The organism is Microbacterium sp. MYb64, assembly GCF_002979495.1.
GTDB classification, from domain to species: domain Bacteria; phylum Actinomycetota; class Actinomycetes; order Actinomycetales; family Microbacteriaceae; genus Microbacterium; species Microbacterium azadirachtae_A.
In genome coordinates this window covers 49764-70557 of the sequence record NZ_PCOW01000013.1, presented here as the reverse complement: position 1 = coordinate 70557, position 20794 = coordinate 49764, and the positions used below count along the sequence as shown (strand labels likewise).

At 71.2% G+C, this 20794-nt stretch carries 14 protein-coding genes; 6 read left to right on the top strand and 8 right to left on the bottom strand.

From position 1 onward, the window contains the following. Positions 1-103 precede the first annotated feature (103 nt). Entirely contained in the window at positions 104-2002 is a 1899-nt protein-coding gene (locus CQ044_RS12640; RefSeq protein ID WP_105688833.1) for a DEAD/DEAH box helicase, read from the top strand. A 205-nt stretch (positions 2003-2207) separates the two neighbouring features. On the opposite strand, the gene CQ044_RS19850 is transcribed toward CQ044_RS12640, so the two are convergent. From CQ044_RS19850 to CQ044_RS12610, 5 genes are read right to left on the bottom strand one after another with little or no spacing between them, the layout of a single operon-like run. Next, positions 2208-3095 carry a nuclear transport factor 2 family protein gene (locus CQ044_RS19850; protein ID WP_258133294.1) on the bottom strand — a complete coding sequence of 296 codons (888 nt, stop codon included), beginning with the start codon at positions 3093-3095 and terminating at the stop codon, positions 2208-2210. 49 nt (positions 3096-3144) lie between these two features. Then, a complete protein-coding gene (locus CQ044_RS12625; protein ID WP_045270553.1) occupies positions 3145-3894 on the bottom strand; it encodes an ABC transporter permease in 750 nt (249 codons plus the stop codon). A 28-nt stretch (positions 3895-3922) separates the two neighbouring features. Beyond that, the gene (ligA, locus tag CQ044_RS12620; RefSeq protein WP_105688792.1) at positions 3923-6241 is read right to left on the bottom strand and encodes an NAD-dependent DNA ligase LigA; all 2319 of its coding nucleotides are present in this window, start codon (positions 6239-6241) and stop codon (positions 3923-3925) included. Positions 6242-6295: 54 nt separating this feature from the next. Then, on the bottom strand, positions 6296-7666 hold the full coding sequence (locus CQ044_RS12615; protein ID WP_105688791.1) for an FtsX-like permease family protein: 1371 nt from the start codon (positions 7664-7666) through the stop codon (positions 6296-6298). Continuing rightward, a complete protein-coding gene (locus CQ044_RS12610) occupies positions 7663-8442 on the bottom strand; it encodes an ABC transporter ATP-binding protein (RefSeq protein ID WP_105688790.1) in 780 nt (259 codons plus the stop codon). Before CQ044_RS12610 ends, CQ044_RS12615 begins: the two co-directional genes overlap by 4 nt. A 124-nt stretch (positions 8443-8566) precedes the next feature. Between CQ044_RS12610 and CQ044_RS12605 the strand changes: the two genes are divergently transcribed. Both CQ044_RS12605 and CQ044_RS12600 read left to right on the top strand, forming a co-directional pair. Continuing rightward, a complete protein-coding gene (locus CQ044_RS12605) occupies positions 8567-9865 on the top strand; it encodes a sensor histidine kinase (RefSeq protein ID WP_105688789.1) in 1299 nt (432 codons plus the stop codon). Continuing rightward, entirely contained in the window at positions 9846-10490 is a 645-nt protein-coding gene (locus CQ044_RS12600; protein ID WP_105688788.1) for a response regulator transcription factor, read from the top strand. The genes CQ044_RS12605 and CQ044_RS12600 overlap by 20 nt, the downstream gene beginning before the upstream one ends. Positions 10491-10553: 63 nt before the next feature. Here the strand turns inward: CQ044_RS12600 and CQ044_RS12595 are convergent, their stop codons facing one another. From CQ044_RS12595 to CQ044_RS12585, 3 genes are all read right to left on the bottom strand, one after another. Beyond that, positions 10554-11825, bottom strand: a complete 1272-nt coding sequence (locus CQ044_RS12595) for an ATP-binding protein (RefSeq protein WP_105688787.1) — start codon at positions 11823-11825, stop codon at positions 10554-10556. An 85-nt stretch (positions 11826-11910) separates the two neighbouring features. Then, positions 11911-13008: a tRNA 2-thiouridine(34) synthase MnmA gene (gene mnmA / locus CQ044_RS12590; RefSeq protein ID WP_105688786.1), complete on the bottom strand. Its 1098-nt coding sequence runs from the start codon at positions 13006-13008 to the stop codon at positions 11911-11913. A 41-nt stretch (positions 13009-13049) separates the two neighbouring features. Beyond that, positions 13050-14222 (bottom strand): cysteine desulfurase family protein, encoded by a 1173-nt coding sequence (locus CQ044_RS12585; RefSeq protein WP_258133293.1) that lies wholly within the window; start codon positions 14220-14222, stop codon positions 13050-13052. A 100-nt stretch (positions 14223-14322) separates the two neighbouring features. Between CQ044_RS12585 and glgX the strand changes: the two genes are divergently transcribed. The 3 genes from glgX (at position 14323) to glgB (ending at position 20745) form a co-directional block, all read left to right on the top strand. Then, positions 14323-16422 (top strand): glycogen debranching protein GlgX, encoded by a 2100-nt coding sequence (gene glgX, locus CQ044_RS12580; RefSeq protein ID WP_105688784.1) that lies wholly within the window; start codon positions 14323-14325, stop codon positions 16420-16422. A 109-nt stretch (positions 16423-16531) separates the two neighbouring features. Then, a complete protein-coding gene (locus CQ044_RS12575; RefSeq protein WP_105688831.1) occupies positions 16532-18550 on the top strand; it encodes a maltotransferase domain-containing protein in 2019 nt (672 codons plus the stop codon). Further along, on the top strand, positions 18547-20745 hold the full coding sequence (glgB, locus tag CQ044_RS12570) for a 1,4-alpha-glucan branching protein GlgB (protein ID WP_105688783.1): 2199 nt from the start codon (positions 18547-18549) through the stop codon (positions 20743-20745). The genes CQ044_RS12575 and glgB overlap by 4 nt, the downstream gene beginning before the upstream one ends. The last annotated feature ends 49 nt before the right edge of the window (positions 20746-20794 follow it).

The window sequence follows — 20794 nt, the reverse complement described above, 5'->3', positions numbered from 1 at the left end:
GCCTCGGATCGAGCCATTCGCGCGCTCTGGACTGCGATCTCCCAGGCCTGGGACGGTACTCTGAGTTGTGACCCGAGAAGACGCGACGCCGACCGAGACCCCTATCGACCCCGCTGCGGAGGGCGACGGAGCGACCGAAACGGAAGCGCCGGCCAGTCCCGGCTTCGCGGAACTCGGCATCAGCGGGCCCGTCCTCGCCGCCGTCAAGGCGCTCGGGTACGAGACCCCGTCCGCGATCCAGCGCGAGACGATCCCGCTGCTGCTCGGCGGGCGCGACGTGCTGGGCACCGCGCAGACCGGAACGGGAAAGACGGCGGCGTTCGCCCTGCCGATCCTGGAGAACCTGGATCTGCAGCAGCAGAAGCCGCAGGCGCTCGTGCTCGCCCCGACCCGTGAGCTCGCGCTGCAGGTCGCCGAGGCCTTCGAGGCGTACGCCGCCCAGATGCCGGGCGTGCACCTGCTGCCCGTGTACGGCGGCCAGGGCTACGGCGTGCAGCTGTCGGCGCTCCGCCGCGGCGTGCACATCGTCGTCGGCACGCCGGGCCGCATCATGGACCACCTCGCCAAGGGCACCCTCGACCTGTCCGAGCTGAAGAACCTCGTGCTCGACGAGGCCGACGAGATGCTCAAGATGGGTTTCGCGGAGGACGTGGAGCAGATCCTCGCGCAGACCCCGGAGGACAAGCAGGTCGCGCTGTTCTCGGCGACCATGCCCGCCACGATCCGCCGGCTCGCGCAGCAGTACCTGCACGATCCAGAGGAGATCTCGGTCAAGGGCAAGACCACGACCAACGCGAACATCACCCAGCGCTACCTCGTGGTGTCGTACGCGCAGAAGGTGGATGCGCTCACCCGGATCCTCGAGGTCGAGAACTTCGAGGGCATGATCGTCTTCGTCCGCACCAAGAACGAGACCGAGACGCTCGCCGAGAAGCTGCGTGCCCGCGGCTACTCGGCCGCCGCGATCAACGGCGACATCGCGCAGCCGATGCGCGAGCGCACGGTCGGCCAGCTCAAGGACGGCAAGCTCGACATCCTCGTCGCCACCGACGTCGCCGCGCGCGGCCTCGATGTCGAGCGGATCAGCCACGTCGTCAACTTCGACATCCCCACGGACACCGAGTCCTACGTGCACCGCATCGGCCGCACCGGCCGCGCGGGCCGTTCCGGCGACGCGATCAGCTTCATCACCCCGCGCGAGCGCTACCTGCTCAAGCACATCGAGCGCGCCACGCGCCAGCAGCCCACGCAGATGGCGCTGCCGACGACCGAGGACGTGAACAGCACCCGTCTGACGCGCTTCGACGACGCGATCACCGCGGCGCTCGAGGAGACCGGCCGGATCGAGGGCTTCCGCGACATCATCGCCCACTACGTGCGCAACCACGACGTGCCGGAGGCCGACGTGGCCGCGGCCCTCGCCGTGGTCGCTCAGGGCGACACCCCGCTGCTGCTGGATCCGGCGAAGGACTCGCTCTCGGCGGCGATCGCGGCCGACAACCGGCCGCAGCGCGAGCGCACCGAGCGCTCGGGCGGGCGCGACGGCGCCCGTGACGACCGCGGCGCACGTCCGGAACGACGCAGCCGCGGCGATTACACGCCCTACCGGATCGAGGTCGGCCGTCGTCACCGCGTCGAGCCGCGACAGATCGTCGGCGCGCTCGCGAACGAGGGCGGCCTGGGCCGTGACGACTTCGGTGCGATCACGATCCGTCCGGACTTCTCGATCGTCGAGCTCCCCTCCAACCTGGACTCCTCGGTGCTGGACCGCCTGCGCGACACCCGCATCTCGGGCCGGCTCATCGAGATCCAGCGCGACTCCGGGCGCCCGAACCGCGGTCCGCGCCGCGACGACCGCGGCTACGGCGACCGCCCGCGCCGCTCGTACGACAGCGGATCCGCGGATCGCAGCTACGGCGACCGCCCGCGCCGCGACGACGCCCCGCGTGACGACCGCGGCAGCGACGACCGTCCCCCGCGCAAGCCGCGCCACAAGGACTGAGCACCCTCGTGCGCCCGGCGTTCTCGCCGGGCGCACGGCCTTTTGCCGAGTGCACGGGAACTCGACACGCGGATCCACCGTGCACACGGCTACTTGCCGAACGCACGGGAACTCGACGCAAAGTACCCGCGCATTCGGCAGCTTCCCGTGCACTCGACGGGTGAAGCACCTGCACCCGGCCATCCACCGGCACACTCGCCTGCGCTCAGCGCATCGAGCTCAGCTCCTCGTCGCCGTGGCGGTGCACGACCTTCCACGTGCCGTCTTCACGCCGGTACACCTGCGTCACGCGCAGCACGTAGCTGCGCGGCCGGCCGTCGACGGCTGCAGCGGTGATCTCCCGGTGCGCGGTGTAGGCGAGGTCTCCTGACACCTCCGCCGCGAGCAGCTCCACAGTGCTGGTGGCGGTGTCGGAGAAGGACTCCCCGAGCTTTCGGAAGACCTCGCGCACGTCGTCGACGCCCGACGCGCTGAACCAGGCGCCGAACAGCGTCACCGGCTCGATCGAGGACCACGTGGAGAACCGCGGACCGGCGTCGCCCGCGTGCAGCGCGGCTTCGGCCGCCTGCCAGGTCGTTTCGAACCAGGCCAGGAACTCGTCGCGATCGTCCATGGCGGTATTCAACGCCTCGCTTCCGGCTGTGGCTAGCGTCGAAGTCGATGCCGGAGCATCACGGCGCCTCAGGATGCGGTCGGCATCGCGCTCCTGATCGCCGTGCCGGTGCACGACCCTCCACGCGTCGTCTTCACGCCGATAAGCCTGCGTCACGCGCAGCACGTAGCGGCCCGAGTGCCCGCCCACGGACATGGCGATGATCTCCCGGTGCGCGGTGTACGCCAGATCGCCATGCGCCTCGGCGGCGCCGAGTTCGATGGCGAAGGACGTCATATCCGAGTACGAGGACGCCAGTGCGAGGAACACATCGCGCACAGCGCCGGCCCCCGTCGCACTGCGCGAGGCGCCGAACAGCGTCACCGGCTCGATCGAGGACCACGTGGAGAACCGCGGACCGGCGTCGCCCGCGTACAGCGCGGCCTCGGCCGCCTGCCAGGTCGTTCCGAACCACTCCAGGAACTCGCCGCCCTCGTCCATGACGGTATTCAACCCCTCATGAGGAGCCGCAACCAGACCGGCCGACCAGTCACGCCGCGATGACCGGCTTCGTGCGCACCGGGCCGAGCCACGTCGCGATCAGGACCGCGGTGAGGGATCCGGCCGCCATGATCGCGGCCAGCACCACGATCTGGAAGCGCCCGGCCTCCAGCGGCGACAGGCCGCCGAAGATCGCGCCGACGAACGCTCCCGGCAGCACCACGAGGCCGGTCGTCTTGGTCTGATCGATCGACGGGATGAGGGCCTCGCGCACCGCCCGGCGTGCGAGATCGAGCGTGGAGCGGCGCGGGGTCGCGCCGAGGGCGAGCCACCCCTCGACCTCCTCCCACCGGTCGGCCACCGACGCGGTGAACCGGCGCCCGGCGAGCGTGGCGATGCTCATGGAGTTGCCGATGAGGATCGCCCCGATCGCGAGGAGGTAGCGCGGCGTGGGCTGCAGCGCCCCGGTCGCGAACACCGTGCCGATGGACACGACCGCGCCCGCGCCGATCGAGGTCGCCATGACGAGGACCATGTGCGCACCGCCGCCCGTCCGCCGTACGGCCACGCCCGTGGCGATGCCGAACATGACCAGCAGTGCGACGCCGATCCACGCCGGCTGCGAGACGATCCCGGTCAGGATCGCGCTGATCACCGCGAGCTGCACCGCGCCGCGCAGGACCGCGAGCGCCGGGGTCCACCGCCCCGGCACCCGGAAGGCGAGCAGAGCCGCGGTCGCGATCGCGGCGAGGACGAGCACCCCGATCACCGTCGGCAGCAGATCGATCCCGCCCGTCATGCCCAGCTCCTCCCCGGCTGTCGCGCTCTCAGGCGTCGAGCGCGTCGGGCCCCTGGGTCACGAGGAGGTGGAACTGTGCCGCATCGAGGATCCGCAGACCCAGCTCCTCCGCCTTGGCGAGCTTGGATCCGGCACCGGGACCCGCGGCCACGAAGTCGGTCTTCTTCGAGACGCTCGACGCGGCCTTGCCTCCGGCCTTGATGATCGCCTCCTGCGCGCCCTCGCGGGTGTAGCCGTCGAGGGATCCGGTCGCGACGACGGTGAGCCCGTCGAGGACTCCGCCCTCCGCGGTCGCGGCTCCCGGCCCGGCGTGTCCTGGCGTCGCCCACTGCACACCGGCGTCCGCCCAGCGCTGCACGATGTCCTGATGCCAGTCGATGGTGAACCAGTCCAGGAGCGAGTCGGCGATGATCCCGCCGACGCCCTCGACCGCGGCGAGCTCCTCGCGGGACGCGGCACGGATCGCATCCAGGGATCCGAACCACTGCGCCAGGGCGCGCGCGGCGACCGGCCCGACATGGCGAATGTTCAGCGCGACCAGCAGGCGCCACAGGTCCTTCGTCTTCGCCTTCTCGAGCTCGGCGAGCAGCTTGACGGCCTGGGAGGACGGCTGAGACGCGTTGACGCCCTCCTTCTTCTCGGCCGCGGTCGGATTGCGGCGGAACGGTGCGCGGGTCTTCACGATCCCGTCCTCGTCCTCCTTCGGGAGCCCCGTCTCGGCGTCGCGGACGACGACCTCGATCGGCACGAGCTGCTCGAGCGTGAGCGTGAACAGTCCCGCCTCGGTCTCCAGCGGCGGGACCGCAGGGTGGCTCGGCTGCGTGAGCGCGGCCGCGGTGACCTCGCCGAGCGCCTCGACGTCGAGCGCGCCGCGGGATCCGATGTGCTCGACACGACCGCGCACCTGCGCAGGGCAGGATCGCGTGTTCGGACAGCGCAGGTCGATGTCGCCCTCCTTGGCGGGCGCCAGGATCGAGCCGCACTCCGGGCAGCGCTCCGGCATCACGAACTCCCGCTCGGAGCCGTCGCGCCGCTCGACCACCGGGCCGAGCACCTCGGGGATCACATCGCCCGCCTTGCGCAGCACCACCGTGTCGCCGATCAGCACGCCCTTGGCCTTCACCACGTCCTTGTTGTGCAGCGTGGCCTGGCGCACGACGCTTCCGGCGACGTGCGCGGGAGCCATGACCGCGAACGGCGTCGCGCGGCCGGTGCGACCGACCGACACCACGATGTCGAGAAGGGTCGTCTGCACCTCCTCCGGCGGGTACTTGTAGGCGATCGCCCAGCGGGGCGCACGGCTCGTGGCGCCTAGTTCGGCGTGCAGATCGAGCTCGTCGACCTTCACGACGATGCCGTCCAGCTCGTGCTCGATGTCGTGCCGGTGCTCGCCGAAGTAGGCGACGAACTCGGCGACCTCATCGATCGTCGCGCAGACCTTCGTATGCGGACTCGTGGGCAGCCCCCACTCCGCGAGCAGCTCGTAGACCTCGCTCTGCGCGGAGACGGGCGGATCCGGCCAGGCTCCGATGCCGTGCACGTACAGCGCGAGGGAGTCCACGCGGAGCAGACCCGCCTCGAGTTCCATGCCGTCCTTCTTGTCCAGCTGCTGGCGCAGGCCTCCGCTCGCGGCGTTGCGGGGGTTCGCGAAGGAGGGGAAGCGCCGGGCGGCCGCGGTGCGGGCCTTCTCCTCGTCGAAGGGCTTCTTGGCGCCGCCACGGGCCTGGAAGCGCTCCAGCGCCTCGGCGTACGCGCGGTCGCGGAACGCGGCCTGCGCCGCGTTCAGCCGCTCGAACGCGGCGACGGGGATGAAGACCTCGCCGCGCACCTCGACGATCGCCGGGTGCCCTGAGCCGCTGAGCCGCTCGGGGATGCCCGCGACGCGCAGCGCGTTCTCGGTCACGATCTCGCCGACGCGGCCGTCGCCCCGCGTGGCGGCGGAGGTGAGGACGCCGTGCTCGTAACGAAGGTTGATCGCGAGGCCGTCGATCTTGAGCTCGGTGAGCCAGGCGACGTCGCGAGCGGCCGCGGCGCGGGTCTTGGCGGCCCACTCGCGCAGCTCGTCGAGCGAGAACACGTTGTCGAGGCTGAGCATGCGCTCGGCGTGCTCGATGGTCTGCAGGCCCGTCGCGTCGGCCGCGCCGACCATCTGGGTCGGCGAATCCTGCCCCTGCAGTTCGGGGTGCACGCGCTCGAGCTCCTCGAGCCGGTGCATCCAGCCGTCGTAGGTGGCGTCGTCGACGAGCGAGGTGTCGCGGCCGTAGTACGCGTCCTTCGCCTCCAGGATGCGGGTCGTCAGCTCCTCGGCCTCGACGCGGGCGGCTTCCAGCGAGATGTTCTCCGGCACCTCTGAAGTCTACGAGCGGACACGGACATCCGCGGGGCGGCACCCGGATGGCGCTCACACCGCGTTGAGCGCCGTCGCCACCGATGCCCGCAGCCGTGACAGGACCGGGATCAGCACGGCCGCCGCGGTGAGCAGCGCACCCGCACCGACGAGGACCCAGGAGGATCCGACGTCGAACTGCGGCACGACGGCGGGATAGAACGGGCGGAGCATGGCGGTGGTCAGCACGCCGGTCGCCGCGATCACCGCGCCGGACAGCAGCGCGGCGGTGCACACGTGGATGAGCGCCTGCAGCACCGCGGCTCGGAGGATCACGGTCGTCGTCGCGCCGCTCGCCGACAGCAGCGCCTGCTCCCGTGCCTGGGTGCGGTTGCTCATGAACACGACCACGGCCGCGCCGATCCCCGCGAGCAGCAGCGGTCCGCCCAGCAGGACGATCACCTGGCCGAGCTTGAGCCCCTCGAAGGGCTCGCCGGCGGCTCTCGCCGCCGCCCCCCAGGTCGCGGTGACGGTGTAGAGACCGCCGAGCATCGCCGTTCCGGTGAGGAGCGGGGTGATCGAGGCCGTGCTGCGCCCGAGGTGGTAGCGCGCCTGGTGCCGGGCGAGGAACCACGCCGACGACGCCCTCGCCGGCAGAAGCGCGGTCCATGCCCGCAGCAGCGGCGCGTACAGGACCGGACCTCCGGCCACGATCACCATCGTGAGGAGCGGCGCGATGAGCGGCGTCTGCGAGATCAGGGTGCTGCGATCCTCGGGGGTGGCGGTGGCGGCCGAGGACATCCACGCCTGCACCGCGGCCACCATGCCCGCCGTCAGGACGGCGAACAGCGCCCATCGCCACCACCGCATCGCCGTGCCTTGGGGCTCCGACTCGCGGAGCGCCTCGAGCGCGGGGGTGCGGGCGGCCCGGCGCGCGGCGGGCAGTCCGCCGAGCAGGGCGACGAGCAGCACGCCTCCGCCCAGGAGGATCGCGGTCAGCGGTCCGACGATCGCAGTCGTGGTCTCGTAGCCTCCGGACGCGCCGTCGAACGCGAGTCTCAGCACGAAGCGGGCGAGCAGCGCGGTCGCGCCGAGACCCACCGCTGCCCCGGTCAGGCTCAGCACCACCACCTGACCCAGGACGACGGCAGCGGTCTGCCGAGGGGTGACCCCGCAGAGCTGCCATCGCGCATAGCCGGGCCTGCCGAGGTCGACCGCGAGACGGGCGACGGCGCTGGTGACTGCGATCGCACTCACACCGCTGAACACCAGGATCATCGAAGAGACGCCGCTGATCCCCTCCCCCCTCCGCCCGCCGACGTGAAGGCCGGTCTCGAGGAAGGATCCGCCGATCCCGATCGCGAGACCCGCAACGGCCGCGACGAGCACGAGGCCCGCCCAGGAGCGCCAGTCCGCACGCAGCTCGCCGAGCAGCAGCCGGATCATGCGCCGGCCTCGGCCGTGCGGAGCACATGGGTTCCCGCACCGCGTCCGGCCGCGGAAGAGTCTTCGCTCGAGGCGTGCTGCGCGGCGAGGATCTGCGCGGCGCTCGGTCTCCGCAGCTCGGCCACGACGAGGCCGTCCCGGAGCACGATCGTGCGATCGGCACGCGCGGCGGCGTCCAGGTCGTGCGTCACCAGCACCACGGAGCGCTCCCCCTGCGCATATCCGCGCAGCAGATCGAGCACCACGCCGCCGGCCGCGGAGTCCAGCGCTCCGGTGGGCTCGTCCGCGAAGAGCACGGCCGGCTGCGCGGCGAGGACCCGCGCCATCGCCACGCGCTGCTGCTGACCGCCGGAGAGCTGCCCTGGGCGCTTGGCTCCGTGTTCCGCCAGCCCCACCGCGGCGAGCGCACCCTCGACGTCCGGCGCCGCGCGACGGGCCAACCGGGCGGGGAGCGCCACGTTCTCCCGGACGGACAATGAAGGGATCAGGTTGTAGGACTGGAAGACGAAGCCGATCCGGTCGCGCCGCAGCGTCGCGAGCCTCGACGCGGACGCACCGGTCAGCGCTTCCCCATGCATCCTGACCTGCCCCTGATCGGCGCGTTCGAGACCCGCGAGGCAGTACAGCAGCGTCGACTTGCCGGATCCGCTCGGGCCGACGATGCTCACCATCTCCCCGGCATCGACGGCGAGGTCGATGCCGCGCAGCACCGGTACCCGTTCCCGGCCCGCGATGTACTGCTTCATGAGGCCCTCGGCCACCAGGATCTCTTCCATGCCTCCAGTCCAGCCGGATCCGGTCGTGCGCGCAGGAGGCCGCGAGCCTCCTCGCCGGTAGCGCCAGGTCTACTCTTCGCCGCAGCCGCGCTCGGCCGATCCCCCTCGTCCCTAGACTGACCGCATGAGCACGCGCCTTCTCTCTTCGCGTCGTGCGCACACCGTGACGCAGGCCCTGCAGCGGGCGCCCTGGGTCGTCCTGACCTCCTGGTGGCCGTGGCGGGCGCTCTGCTATCTCCTGATCTCGGCCGTGCTCGGCCTGCTGCTTCTGGTCCTCCTCCCCCTCACGCTTCTGCTGCTGCCGATCTGGGGGATCGCCATCGGGGCCCTCGAACGCCGGCGGCAGAGGCTGCTCGGCTTCGCGGCGATCCCGACCGGGCACGTCCGGGTGGCGGGCGAGGACCGGCAGAACTGGCTGAACATCCGCCTCACCGAGCCCGCGACCTGGCGCGAGGTGCTCGTGCTGCTGCTGGACCTGGTCGCGGGGCTCCTCTCGCTCGGACTGCTCTTCTTCGAGGCGATGGCCCTGATCGTGGTCGTGGGCGTGCCGATCCATGCGCTGAGCCGCGGGGCCACCGAGATCCTGCTCTTCGGCGACGCCAGGATCCGCCTCGACGCAGGCACCTGGTGGCTCCCTCCGCTGGCGCTCGTGATCGTCCTGGTCGTCGCCGCGTATCTGAACCTCGCCCTGGCGACGGCGCAGAGCCTCACGATCTCCTGGCTGCTCGCCCCGCGCGGAGCCGAGATCGAGCAGCGGATGGAGCGGCTCACCCGCTCCCGCGCGGCGATCGTGACCGCGCACGAGGACGAGCGCCGGCGCATCGAACGAGACCTGCACGACGGCGTGCAACAGGAACTCGTCGTGCTCGCGACCCGACTCGGCGCGCTCGAGCTCGACCTGGCGCGCCTCGGCGACGAGGCGGATCCCGCCCGTCGGTCTCTCGCTGCGGCGCAGGATCAGGCCGATCGCGCCTCCGCGGCGCTGCGGGAATCCGTGCGGGGGATCCACCCTGCGGTGCTCGCCGATCGCGGCCTCGGCGCCGCTCTCGAGGAGCTGGCGGGGCGATCACCGCTCCGCGTGGCCCTGCAGTGCGACGAGCTCCGGCACGCCGGTCCCGCTGTCGAGGCCGCGGCGTACTTCGTGGTGCGCGAAGCGCTCACGAATGCGGTCAAGCACACGGACGCCACGCGTGTCGACGTGATCGCACGCACGGACGGCGCCTCTCTCGAAGTGGTCGTGCGGGACGACGGCCGCGGCGGCGCGGACCCCGCAGCCGGCACGGGCCTCACCGGCCTGATCGCGCGCGCGGCGGCGCTCGACGGCGCGCTCGAGATCGACTCCCCCGCCGGCGGGCCCACGACGATCGCGCTGACAGCCCCGCGCGGGCTCGAGGAGGTCGCGCATGCGCATCCTGCTCGCTGAGGATTCGGCGCTGCTCCGCGAGGCGTTCACCGCCCTGCTCGTCCGGCTCGGGCATGAGATCGTCGGCACGGCCGCGGATGCGGATGAGCTCCGTGCGGCCTTCGCCGCTGCGGTCCCGGCCCCCGACCTCGTGATGACGGACGTGCGCATGCCGCCGGACGGCACCGACGACGGACTGAGGGCGGCTCTGGCGATACGGCGGAGGCACCCGACGCAGCCGATCCTGGTGCTCTCGCAGTACGTCGCCGACCACTACGCACGCGAGCTGCTGACGCTGCCCGAGGGCGGGATCGGGTATCTGCTCAAGGACAGGGTGAACCGGATCTCCGATTTCGAGCGCGCGCTCCGCACGATCGCGGGCGGCGGCACCGTGATCGACCCCGAGGTCGCCCGCCACCTGCTGCGCAGCGGTGGTCCTGACGTGCTGGACTGCCTCACTCCCCGCGAGCGCGAGGTGCTGGAGCTGATGGCCGAGGGCGCGTCCAACGGCGACATCTCCCGTGCCCTGCACCTCAGCGATGCCGCCGTGCGCAAGCACGTCGGCAACATCTTCACTGGTCTCGGTCTGTCTCCGGCGCAGGAGAACCGGCGCGTGAGAGCGATCCTCCTCTTCCTGCAGAGATGAGCGGACGGGTCCGCGGCCGAAGCGAGGCCGGATGCCAGGATCCGCCTGCCCCGCTCCGGATCCTCAGAGCCGGGCGATCGTCTCGATGTCCGCCCTGAACTCGGCGATCTCGTCCGCCGACACCGTCGCCCGTGTGCTCCCGAGGGCCCGCGCGTAGTCATCCGTGTCGAGCGCGGATCCGTGCGCGCCATCGCTCAGCGCCCGCGCCAGCGCCTCCTGGGACGCGCGCCGCGCGGCGTACTCGATATCGGCCGGCGTCAGCCCCTCGCTCGCCGCGACCAGACGGTCCAGATCCACGTCTCCGGCCGACTCGACCGGGATGTACCGCGCCCAGATCGCCCGGCGGGCGTCGGGGTCGGGCAGACCGATCGGGATCACGTAGTCGAAGCGCCCGTGACGGAGGAACGCCGCATCGAGCGCGCGCACGAAGTTCGTCGCGCAGATCAGGATCCGGCCCTCCCTGTCGCGGAAGTCGGCCACGAGCTTCAGCAGCTCGTTCGTGACGCCCTGCGTAGGCGAGGGCGGCGTCCCGCCGCGGCGGGAGGCGATTTCCTCCACCTCGTCGATGAAGACGACCGCGTGCTCGAGCTCGTCGATGGTCTCGAACGATGCGCGCAGCCCGCCGGCGAGGCCCGTACCCCCGTCGGCGAGGCGCGAAGGGAACAGCTCGACGAAGGGCCAGTCGAGTCGAGAGGCGACCGCCCGCGCGAACGTGGTCTTGCCCGTGCCTGGCGGGCCGAAGAGCATGACGGCGCGCGGGGGCACGACCCCGAACCGCTCGGCGAGCTCCGGGCGGGCGAGCGGAGTCACCAGGCGCTCTTCGAGGAGCGTCTTCTCATGCGTCATCCCCGCGACGCGATCCCACAGGTGCGGCGGGAGGATGCGTCCGCCCACCTCCTTGAGCGCGTCGATCTCACGCCGCTGGATGGGCATCGCCCGTTCGAGGTAGCGCACGGAATGGTGCACGTGGAAGCCGTTCTCGGTGAACGAGGCGAGCCCGTCGGCCTCGGGGATGAGCACCGAGAGCTTCGCGAGGCCGAGCGGCGCCATCTTGCGCTCGAGTGCGTGCAGCAGCGACGAGCTCACCTCGGATCCGGCGTCGTCGATCGTCCCGAAGAACACGATCCAGCCCTGCGCGTGCGCGCCCCGGCCGACGGCGGCGCCCACGAGCAGCTCGCCCTGGACCGCGACGACGGCGTGATCCTGCTGGCACGAGGCGATCACCTCGGCGAGCGAGTAGATGGGCCACTCGTTCTCGCGCGTGACCTGCCCCCACAACCGGACGATCTGGTCCAGATCGTCCCCGTGGAAATCGCGGATGTACGTCCTCGTCATGGCGCCTCCTCCGTCGGACCGTGCACCCATCATCACAGAGGCTGCGGCGGCCGCCGTCGACATGACGCCCGCGAGGGAGCAGGCTTCAGACCCCGGCCGGCACCGCCGAGACCGTGCGGTCGATCGTGAACTGGCCGAGCACCCGCGTTCCGACGTACAGCACGGCGCTCTGGCCCGGTGCGACGCCGTCGAGCGGCTCGTCGGGGACGACCCTGACGCCGTCCTCCGCGATGAAGGCACGCGCGGGAACAGGATCGGCATGAGCGCGGATCTGGACCTCGCAGGCGAACTCCTCCGCGGCAGGCGCGGACCCCGCCCACGACCGGCGCCCGCCGGAGATCTCGGCGATCGCGAGAGCCTCCTTCGGACCGACGACGACCGTGTTCGAGACCGGGCGGACCTCCAGCACGAACCGGGGCTTGCCGTCGGGTGCGGGCACGCCGAGGCGAAGGCCCTTGCGCTGGCCCACGGTGAACGCGTGCGCGCCGTCGTGCGTTCCGACGACCTCGCCGTCGCGATCGAGGATCTCGCCCTGCTCGGCGCCGACCTTCTCCGCGAGCCAGCCGCGGGTGTCGCCGTCGGGGATGAAGCAGATGTCGTGGCTGTCCGGCTTCTGCGCGACGCTCAGTCCGCGCTCCGCCGCCTCCGCGCGCACGAGTGCCTTGGACGGCGTGGATCCGAGCGGGAAGTACGTGTGCGCGAGCTGCTCGGCGTTCAGCACGCCGAGCACGTAGGACTGGTCCTTGGCGGCGTCGGAGGCGCGATGCAGCTCCAGGCCGCCCTCGCCGTCGACGAGCGTCGCGTAGTGCCCGGTGCACACGGCGTCGAAGCCGAGCTCGATCGCGCGCTCCAGGAGCGCCGCGAACTTGATCTTCTCGTTGCAGCGCAGGCACGGGTTCGGCGTACGGCCGGCGCGGTACTCCGCGACGAAGTCGTCGATCACGTCCTCGCGGAAGCGCTCGGAGAAGTCCCAGACGTAGAACGGGATGCCGAGCAGATCCGCGGCGCGCCGCGCGTCCATCGCGTCCTCGATCGTGCAGCAGCCGCGGCTTCCGGTGCGCAGGGTGCCGCCCGCGCGGGAGAGCGCGAGATGCACGCCCACCACGTCGTGACCGGCCTCGACCGCGCGCGCCGCGGCCACGGCGGAGTCCACTCCCCCGCTCATCGCCGCCAGAACACGCATGGATCCAGTGTACGAGCGGACGGCTGGACGGGGGCCGGGCGTCAGCGCACGGCGCCGGAGGCCCGTGCGTACGCGTCGGCGATCACCGCGAGCACGGCATCCACGTCGTCATCGGTCGACGTGCGCCCGAGCGTGAACCGGATCACGCTGCGCGCCTCGGTCTCGCTGCGGCCGAGCGCCTGCACCACGTGCGAGGGCTCCGCGATGCCGGCCTGGCAGGCGGATCCGGCCGATGCCGAGACCCCGGCCACATCGAGCAGGAACAGCAGGCTCTCGCTCGGCGCCCCGGGGAACAGCAGATGCGCATTGCCCGGCAGGCGGCCGGCGGCGTCGGGATCCCCGAGGAGTTCGGCGGAGGGCACCCGGTCCAGGATCCCGGTGACGAGGCGATCGCGCAGCGCGCTCAGCCGCACCGCTTCCTCGGCCCGCTCGGCGATGGCGAGCTCTGCGGCGACGGCGAACGCGGCGGCGCCGGCGACGTCCTGCGTGCCGGAGCGGAGGCCGCGCTGCTGACCGCCGCCGTGCAGCAGGGGCGCGAGACGCGCGGTGCGGGCCACGACGAGCGCCCCCGTGCCCGTGGGGGCGCCGATCTTGTGCCCGGCGACGCTCAGCGCGACGAGACCCGCCCCGGCCGGCGCATCGCCGCGGAGCACCGCGAACGAGAGCGGAAGGTGGCCGAAGGCGGCGACGGCATCCAGGTGCAGGGGAACGCGCGCGGCGGCCGCCGACGCGGCGAGCGCGGCGGCGTCGTTGACGGTGCCGACCTCGTTGTTCGCCATCAGCGCGGTGGCCACGCCCACGCCGTCCGACGCGATCTTCGCCGCGAAGGCGTCGACCGGGATCCGCCCGACGGCGTCCAGCCCGACGGCGATCACCCTGGCGCCGTCCGCGGCGAGCGCGGCGACCGTGTCGAGTGTCGCGTGGTGCTCCCCGTCGGGAAGCAGGATCGCATCACTCCCCTCCGCGCGGGACCGCCACAGACCCTGCACGGCGAGGTTCACCGACTCCGTGCCGCCCGAGGTGAGGACCACCTCGATCGGGTCGCACCCCAGCATCGCCGCGAGCCGTTCCCTGGACTCCTCCAGGATGCGGCGCGCCTGCTGCCCCGCGCCGTGCGTCGAGGAAGCGTTGCCCGTCGCCCTGGCGACGCGCAGCCACTCGTCGGCGGCCTCCGGCCGCAGGTCCGTCGTGGCGGCATGATCCAGGTAATGCACCCCACCACTCTCGCACTTCGTCCTGGGATGGGACTCGGTGGCACGGATCGCGGTACGCCGTGGCAGCCCGACCGGCCGGCACCGCGATATTCTTTCCCTCATGTGTCCGCACGCGATAGAGGTCGAGACGCCGGTATCCGACGGCGAGGGCTGCGCCCTGTGCAGCGCGTCCCTGGACGACCTCGGCGTCCGCCTTCACGACGGGGTCGCCACGCTGCGCGTCTGGTCGCAGAACGCGTCCTCGATCGAGCTCGTGATCTTCGATGAGACCGACCTGGACTGGGAGACCGCCCAGCTCGCGCTCGAGCGCCGCCCCGGTGGCGTGTGGGAGATCACTACGGACCTGCTCAAGCCCGGGACCCGCTACGCGCTGCGCGTCGACGGCGCGCACAGCCCCGGCAACACGTTCAACCCGGAGACCCTGCTGCTGGATCCCTATGCCAGGGGCCTCGCGCAGGGCGACGGCTACGAGGAGTGGCGCTCGGTCGTCATCGAGGACGGCTTCGACTGGGGCGGCGTCGCCAAGCCGCAGACGCCTCTCGATCGCTCCGTGATCTACGAGGGTCACGTCAAGGGGCTCACCAAGCGTCACCCCGGAGTGCCGCCGGCGCTGCACGGCACCTACGCCGGCGTCGCGCACCCCGCGATGATCGAGTACTACCGCGAGCTCGGCATCACCGCCGTCGAGCTGCTGCCCGTGCAGGCGTTCGCCTCCGAGCCGCGGCTGCTGGACAGGGGCCTTTCGAACTACTGGGGCTACAACACCCTGAACTTCTTCACGCCGCATGCGGCCTACGCCACCGAGGATTCGCGCAAGGAGGGCCCGGAGGCGGTCCTGCGCGAGTTCAAGGGGATGGTGAAGCTGCTGCACGAGGCCGGCCTCGAGGTGATCCTCGACGTCGTGTACAACCACACGAACGAGGAGGGCATCGGCGGCCCTCGCACCAGCCTGCGCGGCATCGACAACGCCCTCTACTACCGCCAGCAGGAGGACGGCAGCTACATCGACACGACGGGCTGCGGGAACACCCTGGACACCGCGACGCCCGCAGCCGCTCGCCTCGTGCTGGATTCGCTGCGCTACTGGACCACGGAGATGCAGATCGACGGGTTCCGCTTCGATCTCGCCACCGCGCTCGGCCGGGACGCCGCGAACTCGTACGACCCGCAGCATCCGCTGCTGCACGCGATCAGGACGGATCCGGTCCTCGCCGACGCGAAGATCATCGCAGAGCCGTGGGACGTCGGCTTCGGCGGCTGGCAGACGGGGAACTTCCCGACCGGCTGGAGCGAGTGGAACGATCGCTACCGCGACCGCGTCCGCAACTTCTGGCTCAGTGACATCGACTACGCCCGCCGTGCCTCGGCGCCGACCGGCATCGGCGGGTTCGCGAATCGGCTCGCCGGATCGGCGAACACCTTCACCGACGAGCGGGGCCCGCTCGCGAGCATCAACTTCGTCACCGCGCACGACGGCTTCACCCTGAGCGACCTGGTCTCCTACGACGTCAAGCACAACGAGGCCAACGGCGAGGGAAACCACGACGGCGCCGACATGAACCGCTCGTTCAACCACGGCGCGGAGGGGCCGACGGACGATCCGGTCATCCTCGCGGCACGGCGCAAGGCCATGCGCAACCTGCTCGGCACGCTCCTGTTCTCCGCCGGAGTGCCGATGCTCACCGCCGGCGACGAGTTCGGGCGCACCCAGCGCGGCAACAACAACGCGTACTGCCAGGACTCCGCGATCAGCTGGCTCAACTGGGATCACGAGCCGTGGCAGCAGGACCTGTTCGCGCACGCCTCGCTGCTGACCCGGCTGCGCGAGGAGAACCCTGCCCTGCGCCCGCTCCGCTACGCCCGGCTCGGCGAGCACATCCCGAACGCCTCGGTCATGGACTGGTACGACCAGGACGGCGAGACGATGGAGGTCGAGCAGTGGAACGACCCCCGCAACCGCACCCTGCAGTACGTCGCATCGTCGACGCCGGACAAAGAGGCCTTCAACCGGATCCTGCTCGTCGTGCACGGCACCGAGTCGCCGATCGACGTCCGACTGCCGGAGATCGACGGCGTGTCGCGCTACGTCGCGCTGTGGTCGAGCGCGGAGGAGCGCCCCTCGCCGGTCGAGGCGGTGCATCGGCCGGGCGACGTGCTCGCCCTTCCCGGCACCTCGATGCGACTGTTCCGCGCGGAGTGACCCGCCCGTTACCTCTTCGGACCTCGGAGAGCGGTAGGTTCAGGGTGTGTCCGAACGAACCGCCGCACAGCCCTCGTCCGATGCTCTCCGCAGCACCGCCCGGATCCCGGTGCGCGCACTGCCCGACGCCGATGCGGCGGACGCGCAGACCACCCGCATCCCGCTCGCGGATCCTTCCCCCGCTGCCCCCGAGGGGTTCCACCCGAAGGCCTTCTCCGGCGAGGTGATCCCGTTCCGGGTCGTCGCCTTCCGCGAGGGGCACGACCTCATCGGCGTGCACCTGCGGCTGCGCACCCCGAACCATCAGGAGAGCCTGCACCGGCTGACCCCGCTCGGCGACGGCACCGATCGCTGGCAGGTCGACGTCGCGCTCGACGAGACCAACGCGTGGACGTTCCGCTTCGAGGCGTTCGCGGACGAGTTCGCGACCTGGGCCCACGCCGCAGAGCTGAAGATCGCGGCCGGTGTGGACGTCGAGGTGATGCGCGCCCTCGGTGCGGGCCTGCTCGGACGGGCCGCGAAGGACAAGTCCCGTCCCAAGCCGGAGCGCAAGAGGCTCGCGGCGGTGGCGGAGGGACTGCGCTCCCCCGACGGGACCGCGGAGGACGCGCTCGCCGTCGCGACCGACCAGGAGCTCGCGGCCCTCTTCGCGGACCGCCCGCTCACCGCACTCGACTCCGCCACGGCGTGGCAGACGGTCCTGGTCGAGCGCACGATCGCCGGCGCCGCGGCCTGGTACGAGTTCTTCCCGCGCTCGGAGGGCGCGGCGCGCGAGACGGACGGCACGATCGCGAGCGGCACCTTCGAGACCGCCGCCGAGCGTCTCCCCGCCGTCGCGGCGATGGGCTTCGACGTGCTGTACCTCCCGCCGATCCACCCGATCGGGCGGCTCAACCGCAAGGGACCGAACAACACGCTCACCGCCGGCCCCGCCGATCCCGGATCGCCGTGGGCGGTCGGCGCCGCGGAGGGCGGGCACGACGCCGTGCATCCCGACCTCGGGACCCTCGCCGACTTTCGCGCCTTCGTGAAGAAGGCGAACGCGCTCGGCCTCGAGGTGGCCCTCGATCTCGCGCTGCAGGCGGCCCCGGACCACCCCTGGGTCACCACGCACCCGGAGTGGTTCACGGAGCTCCCGGACGGCACGATCGCCTACGCGGAGAACCCGCCGAAGAAGTACCAGGACATCTACCCGCTGAACTTCGACCGGGATCCGGTGGGCCTCTACACCGAGGTGCTGCGGATCGTCGAGCACTGGATCGCGCAGGGCGTGTCGATCTTCCGCGTCGACAACCCGCACACCAAGCCGCTGCGGTTCTGGGAGTGGCTGATCCGCACCGTCAACACCAAGCATCCCGACGTGGTCTTCCTGGCCGAGGCGTTCACCCGCCCCGCGCCGATGCGGGGGCTCGCCGCGGTCGGGTTCCAGCAGAGCTACAGCTACTTCACCTGGCGCAACACCAAGGCGGAGCTCGAGGAGTTCCTGCTCTCCGTCTCGCAGGAGACGGCCGACTACATGCGCCCGAACCTGTTCGTGAACACCCCGGACATCCTCACCGAGTACCTGCAGTTCGGCGGGCGCGCGGCGTACCGGATCCGGGCCGCCATCGCCGCGACGGGTGCGCCGCTCTACGGCGTCTACGCCGGCTACGAGCTGTTCGAGAACGTGGCCCGTCCCGGTTCCGAGGAGAACATCGACAACGAGAAGTACGAGTACAAGCTGCGCGACTGGGCGAAGGCCGAGGCGGAGGGGCGCTCGCTCGCTCCCTACCTCACCCGCCTCAACGAGATCCGCCGCGCGCACCCTGCACTGCGGCAGCTGCGCAACCTGCAGCTGCACTGGAGCGACGACGACGCGGTCCTGGTGTTCTCCAAGCACCTGGACGCGCCCTTCACCGGCACGGACTCCGGCGACACGATCATCGTCGTCGCCAACGTCGACCCGCACTCGGTGCGGCAGACCACCGTGCATCTCGACACCCTCGCGTGGGGCGTCGAGCCCGGAACGGCGTACGAGGTCGAGGACCTCGTCACCGGATCCGTCTGGACCTGGACGGATCACAATTTCGTGCGCCTGGACGCCTTCACGGAGCCGGTGCACATCCTCCATGTGAAGGGGCAGCCATGATCACCACTGCGATCGACCCGGCTGTGCTCGAGGCCGTGGCCTCGGGCTCGCACCACGACCCGCACTCCGTGCTCGGAGCGCATCCGCAGCCCGAGTCGGGCGGCAGACGCGTGACGATCGTGCGCGCGCTGCGACCGCTCGCGAAGGGCGTGTCGGTGCTGCTCGACGGCGGTGTCGAGGTGCCCCTGACCCATCTCGCGGCAGGAGTCTGGGAGGGAGAGGTCACCGGCCCCGCCGGCGCCTACCGGATCAAGGCGACGTACGGCGACGCGCCGGACTGGATCTCCTCCGATCCGTACCGGCACGCCCCCACGATCGGCGAGCTCGACCTGCACCTCATCCGCGAGGGCCGCCACGAGCGCCTCTGGGACGCGCTCGGCGCGCACCCGCGCTTCATCGACGGCGACCAGGGCACGGCGTTCGCCGTGTGGGCGCCGCATGCGAAGGCCGTGCGCGTGGTCGGCGACCACAACGGATGGGATGGCCGCCTGGACGCGATGCGCTCGATGGGCTCGAGCGGCGTGTGGGAGCTGTTCGTGCCCGGCGTCGACGCCGGCGCGCACTACAAGTACGAGATCCTCACCCCGCACGGATCCTGGATCCTCAAGGCGGATCCGATGGCGCAGCTCGCCGAGGTCCCGCCCGCGACGGCCTCGATCGTCACACGGTCGGAGTACTCCTGGGGAGACGGCGCCTGGATGACCCGTCGTGCGGCGACGCACGCGGTCGCCCAGCCGATGAGCGTCTACGAGCTGCACCTCGGCTCGTGGCGACCCGGCCTCGGCTACCGCGACATCGCCGACGAGCTCATCGAGCACGTCACAGCCACCGGGTTCACGCACGTCGAGTTCATGCCCGTGGCCGAGCACCCCTTCAACGGATCCTGGGGCTACCAGGTGACCGGCTACTACGCCGCGACGCACCGCTACGGCGAGCCCGACGACCTGAAGCACCTCATCGACCGGCTGCACCAGGCCGGCATCGGCGTCATCATCGACTGGGTGCCGGGACACTTCCCGAAGGACGCCTTCGCCCTCGCCCGCTTCGACGGCGAGGCCGTCTACGAGCACCCGGATCCGCGCCGCGGCGAGCACCGCGACTGGGGCACGCTCATCTTCGACTACGGCCGCAACGAGGTGCGCAACTTCCTCGTCGCGAACGCGCTGTTCTGGCTGGACGAGTTCCATGCCGACGGCCTGCGCGTCGACGCCGTCGCCTCCATGCTCTACCTGGACTACTCGCGCAACGACGGCGAGTGGGAGCCCAACGTGCACGGCGGACGGGAGAACCTGGAGGCGATCCGGTTCCTCCAGGAGGTCAACGCGACCGCGTACCGCAAGCACCCCGGCATCGTCATGGTCGCCGAGGAGTCGACGAGCTTCCCCGGCGTGACGGCGCCGACCGATCACAACGGGCTCGGCTTCGGGTTCAAGTGGAACATGGGCTGGATGAACGACTCCCTCGTCTACATCGAGCGCGACCCGCTGTACCGCTCGCACCACCAGGGCGAGATGACGTTCTCCTTCGTCTACGCGTTCGGCGAGAACTACATCCTGCCGATCAGCCATGACGAGGTCGTGCACGGCAAGGGCAGCCTCCTCTCGAAGATGCCGGGCGACCACGCCGCGAAGCTCGCGAACGTGCGGGCGTACCTCGGCTACATGTGGGGGCACCCGGGCAAGAACCTGCTGTTCATGGGGCAGGAGTTCGGCCAGCTCTCCGAGTGGTCCGTCGACCGGGGTCTGGACTGGTGGCTGCTCGATCAGCCGTCGCACCGCCAGCTGCAGGACTTCGTCGGCGCGCTGAACGGCACGTACCGGCAGAACGCGCCGTTGTGGGAACGGGATCACGACAGCAGCTCGTTCACGCGGATCGGCGCCCCCGACTGGGATCCGACCATCGTCGCTTTCGTGCGCCGCGACGCGCACGGCGGACATCTCGCGGTGATCAGCAACTTCGCCGGAACGACCCGGCACGGCGTCCGGCTCGACCTGCCGCTCGCCGGCGGCTGGACCGAGGTGCTGAACACCGATGCGGCCGAGTTCGGCGGGCACGGCGAGGGCAACCTCGGACTCGTGTACGCGACCGATGTCGAGAACGGCTCCCCGCAGGCGACCCTGACGATCCCGGCGCTGTCCACGATCTGGCTGCGCCACCAGAAGGATCCGCACGTGCCGATCGTCAGCAAGGGCTGAGACGATTCCGCCGGTGCCGACACTCATAGAGTGAGAGACACCGAACGGA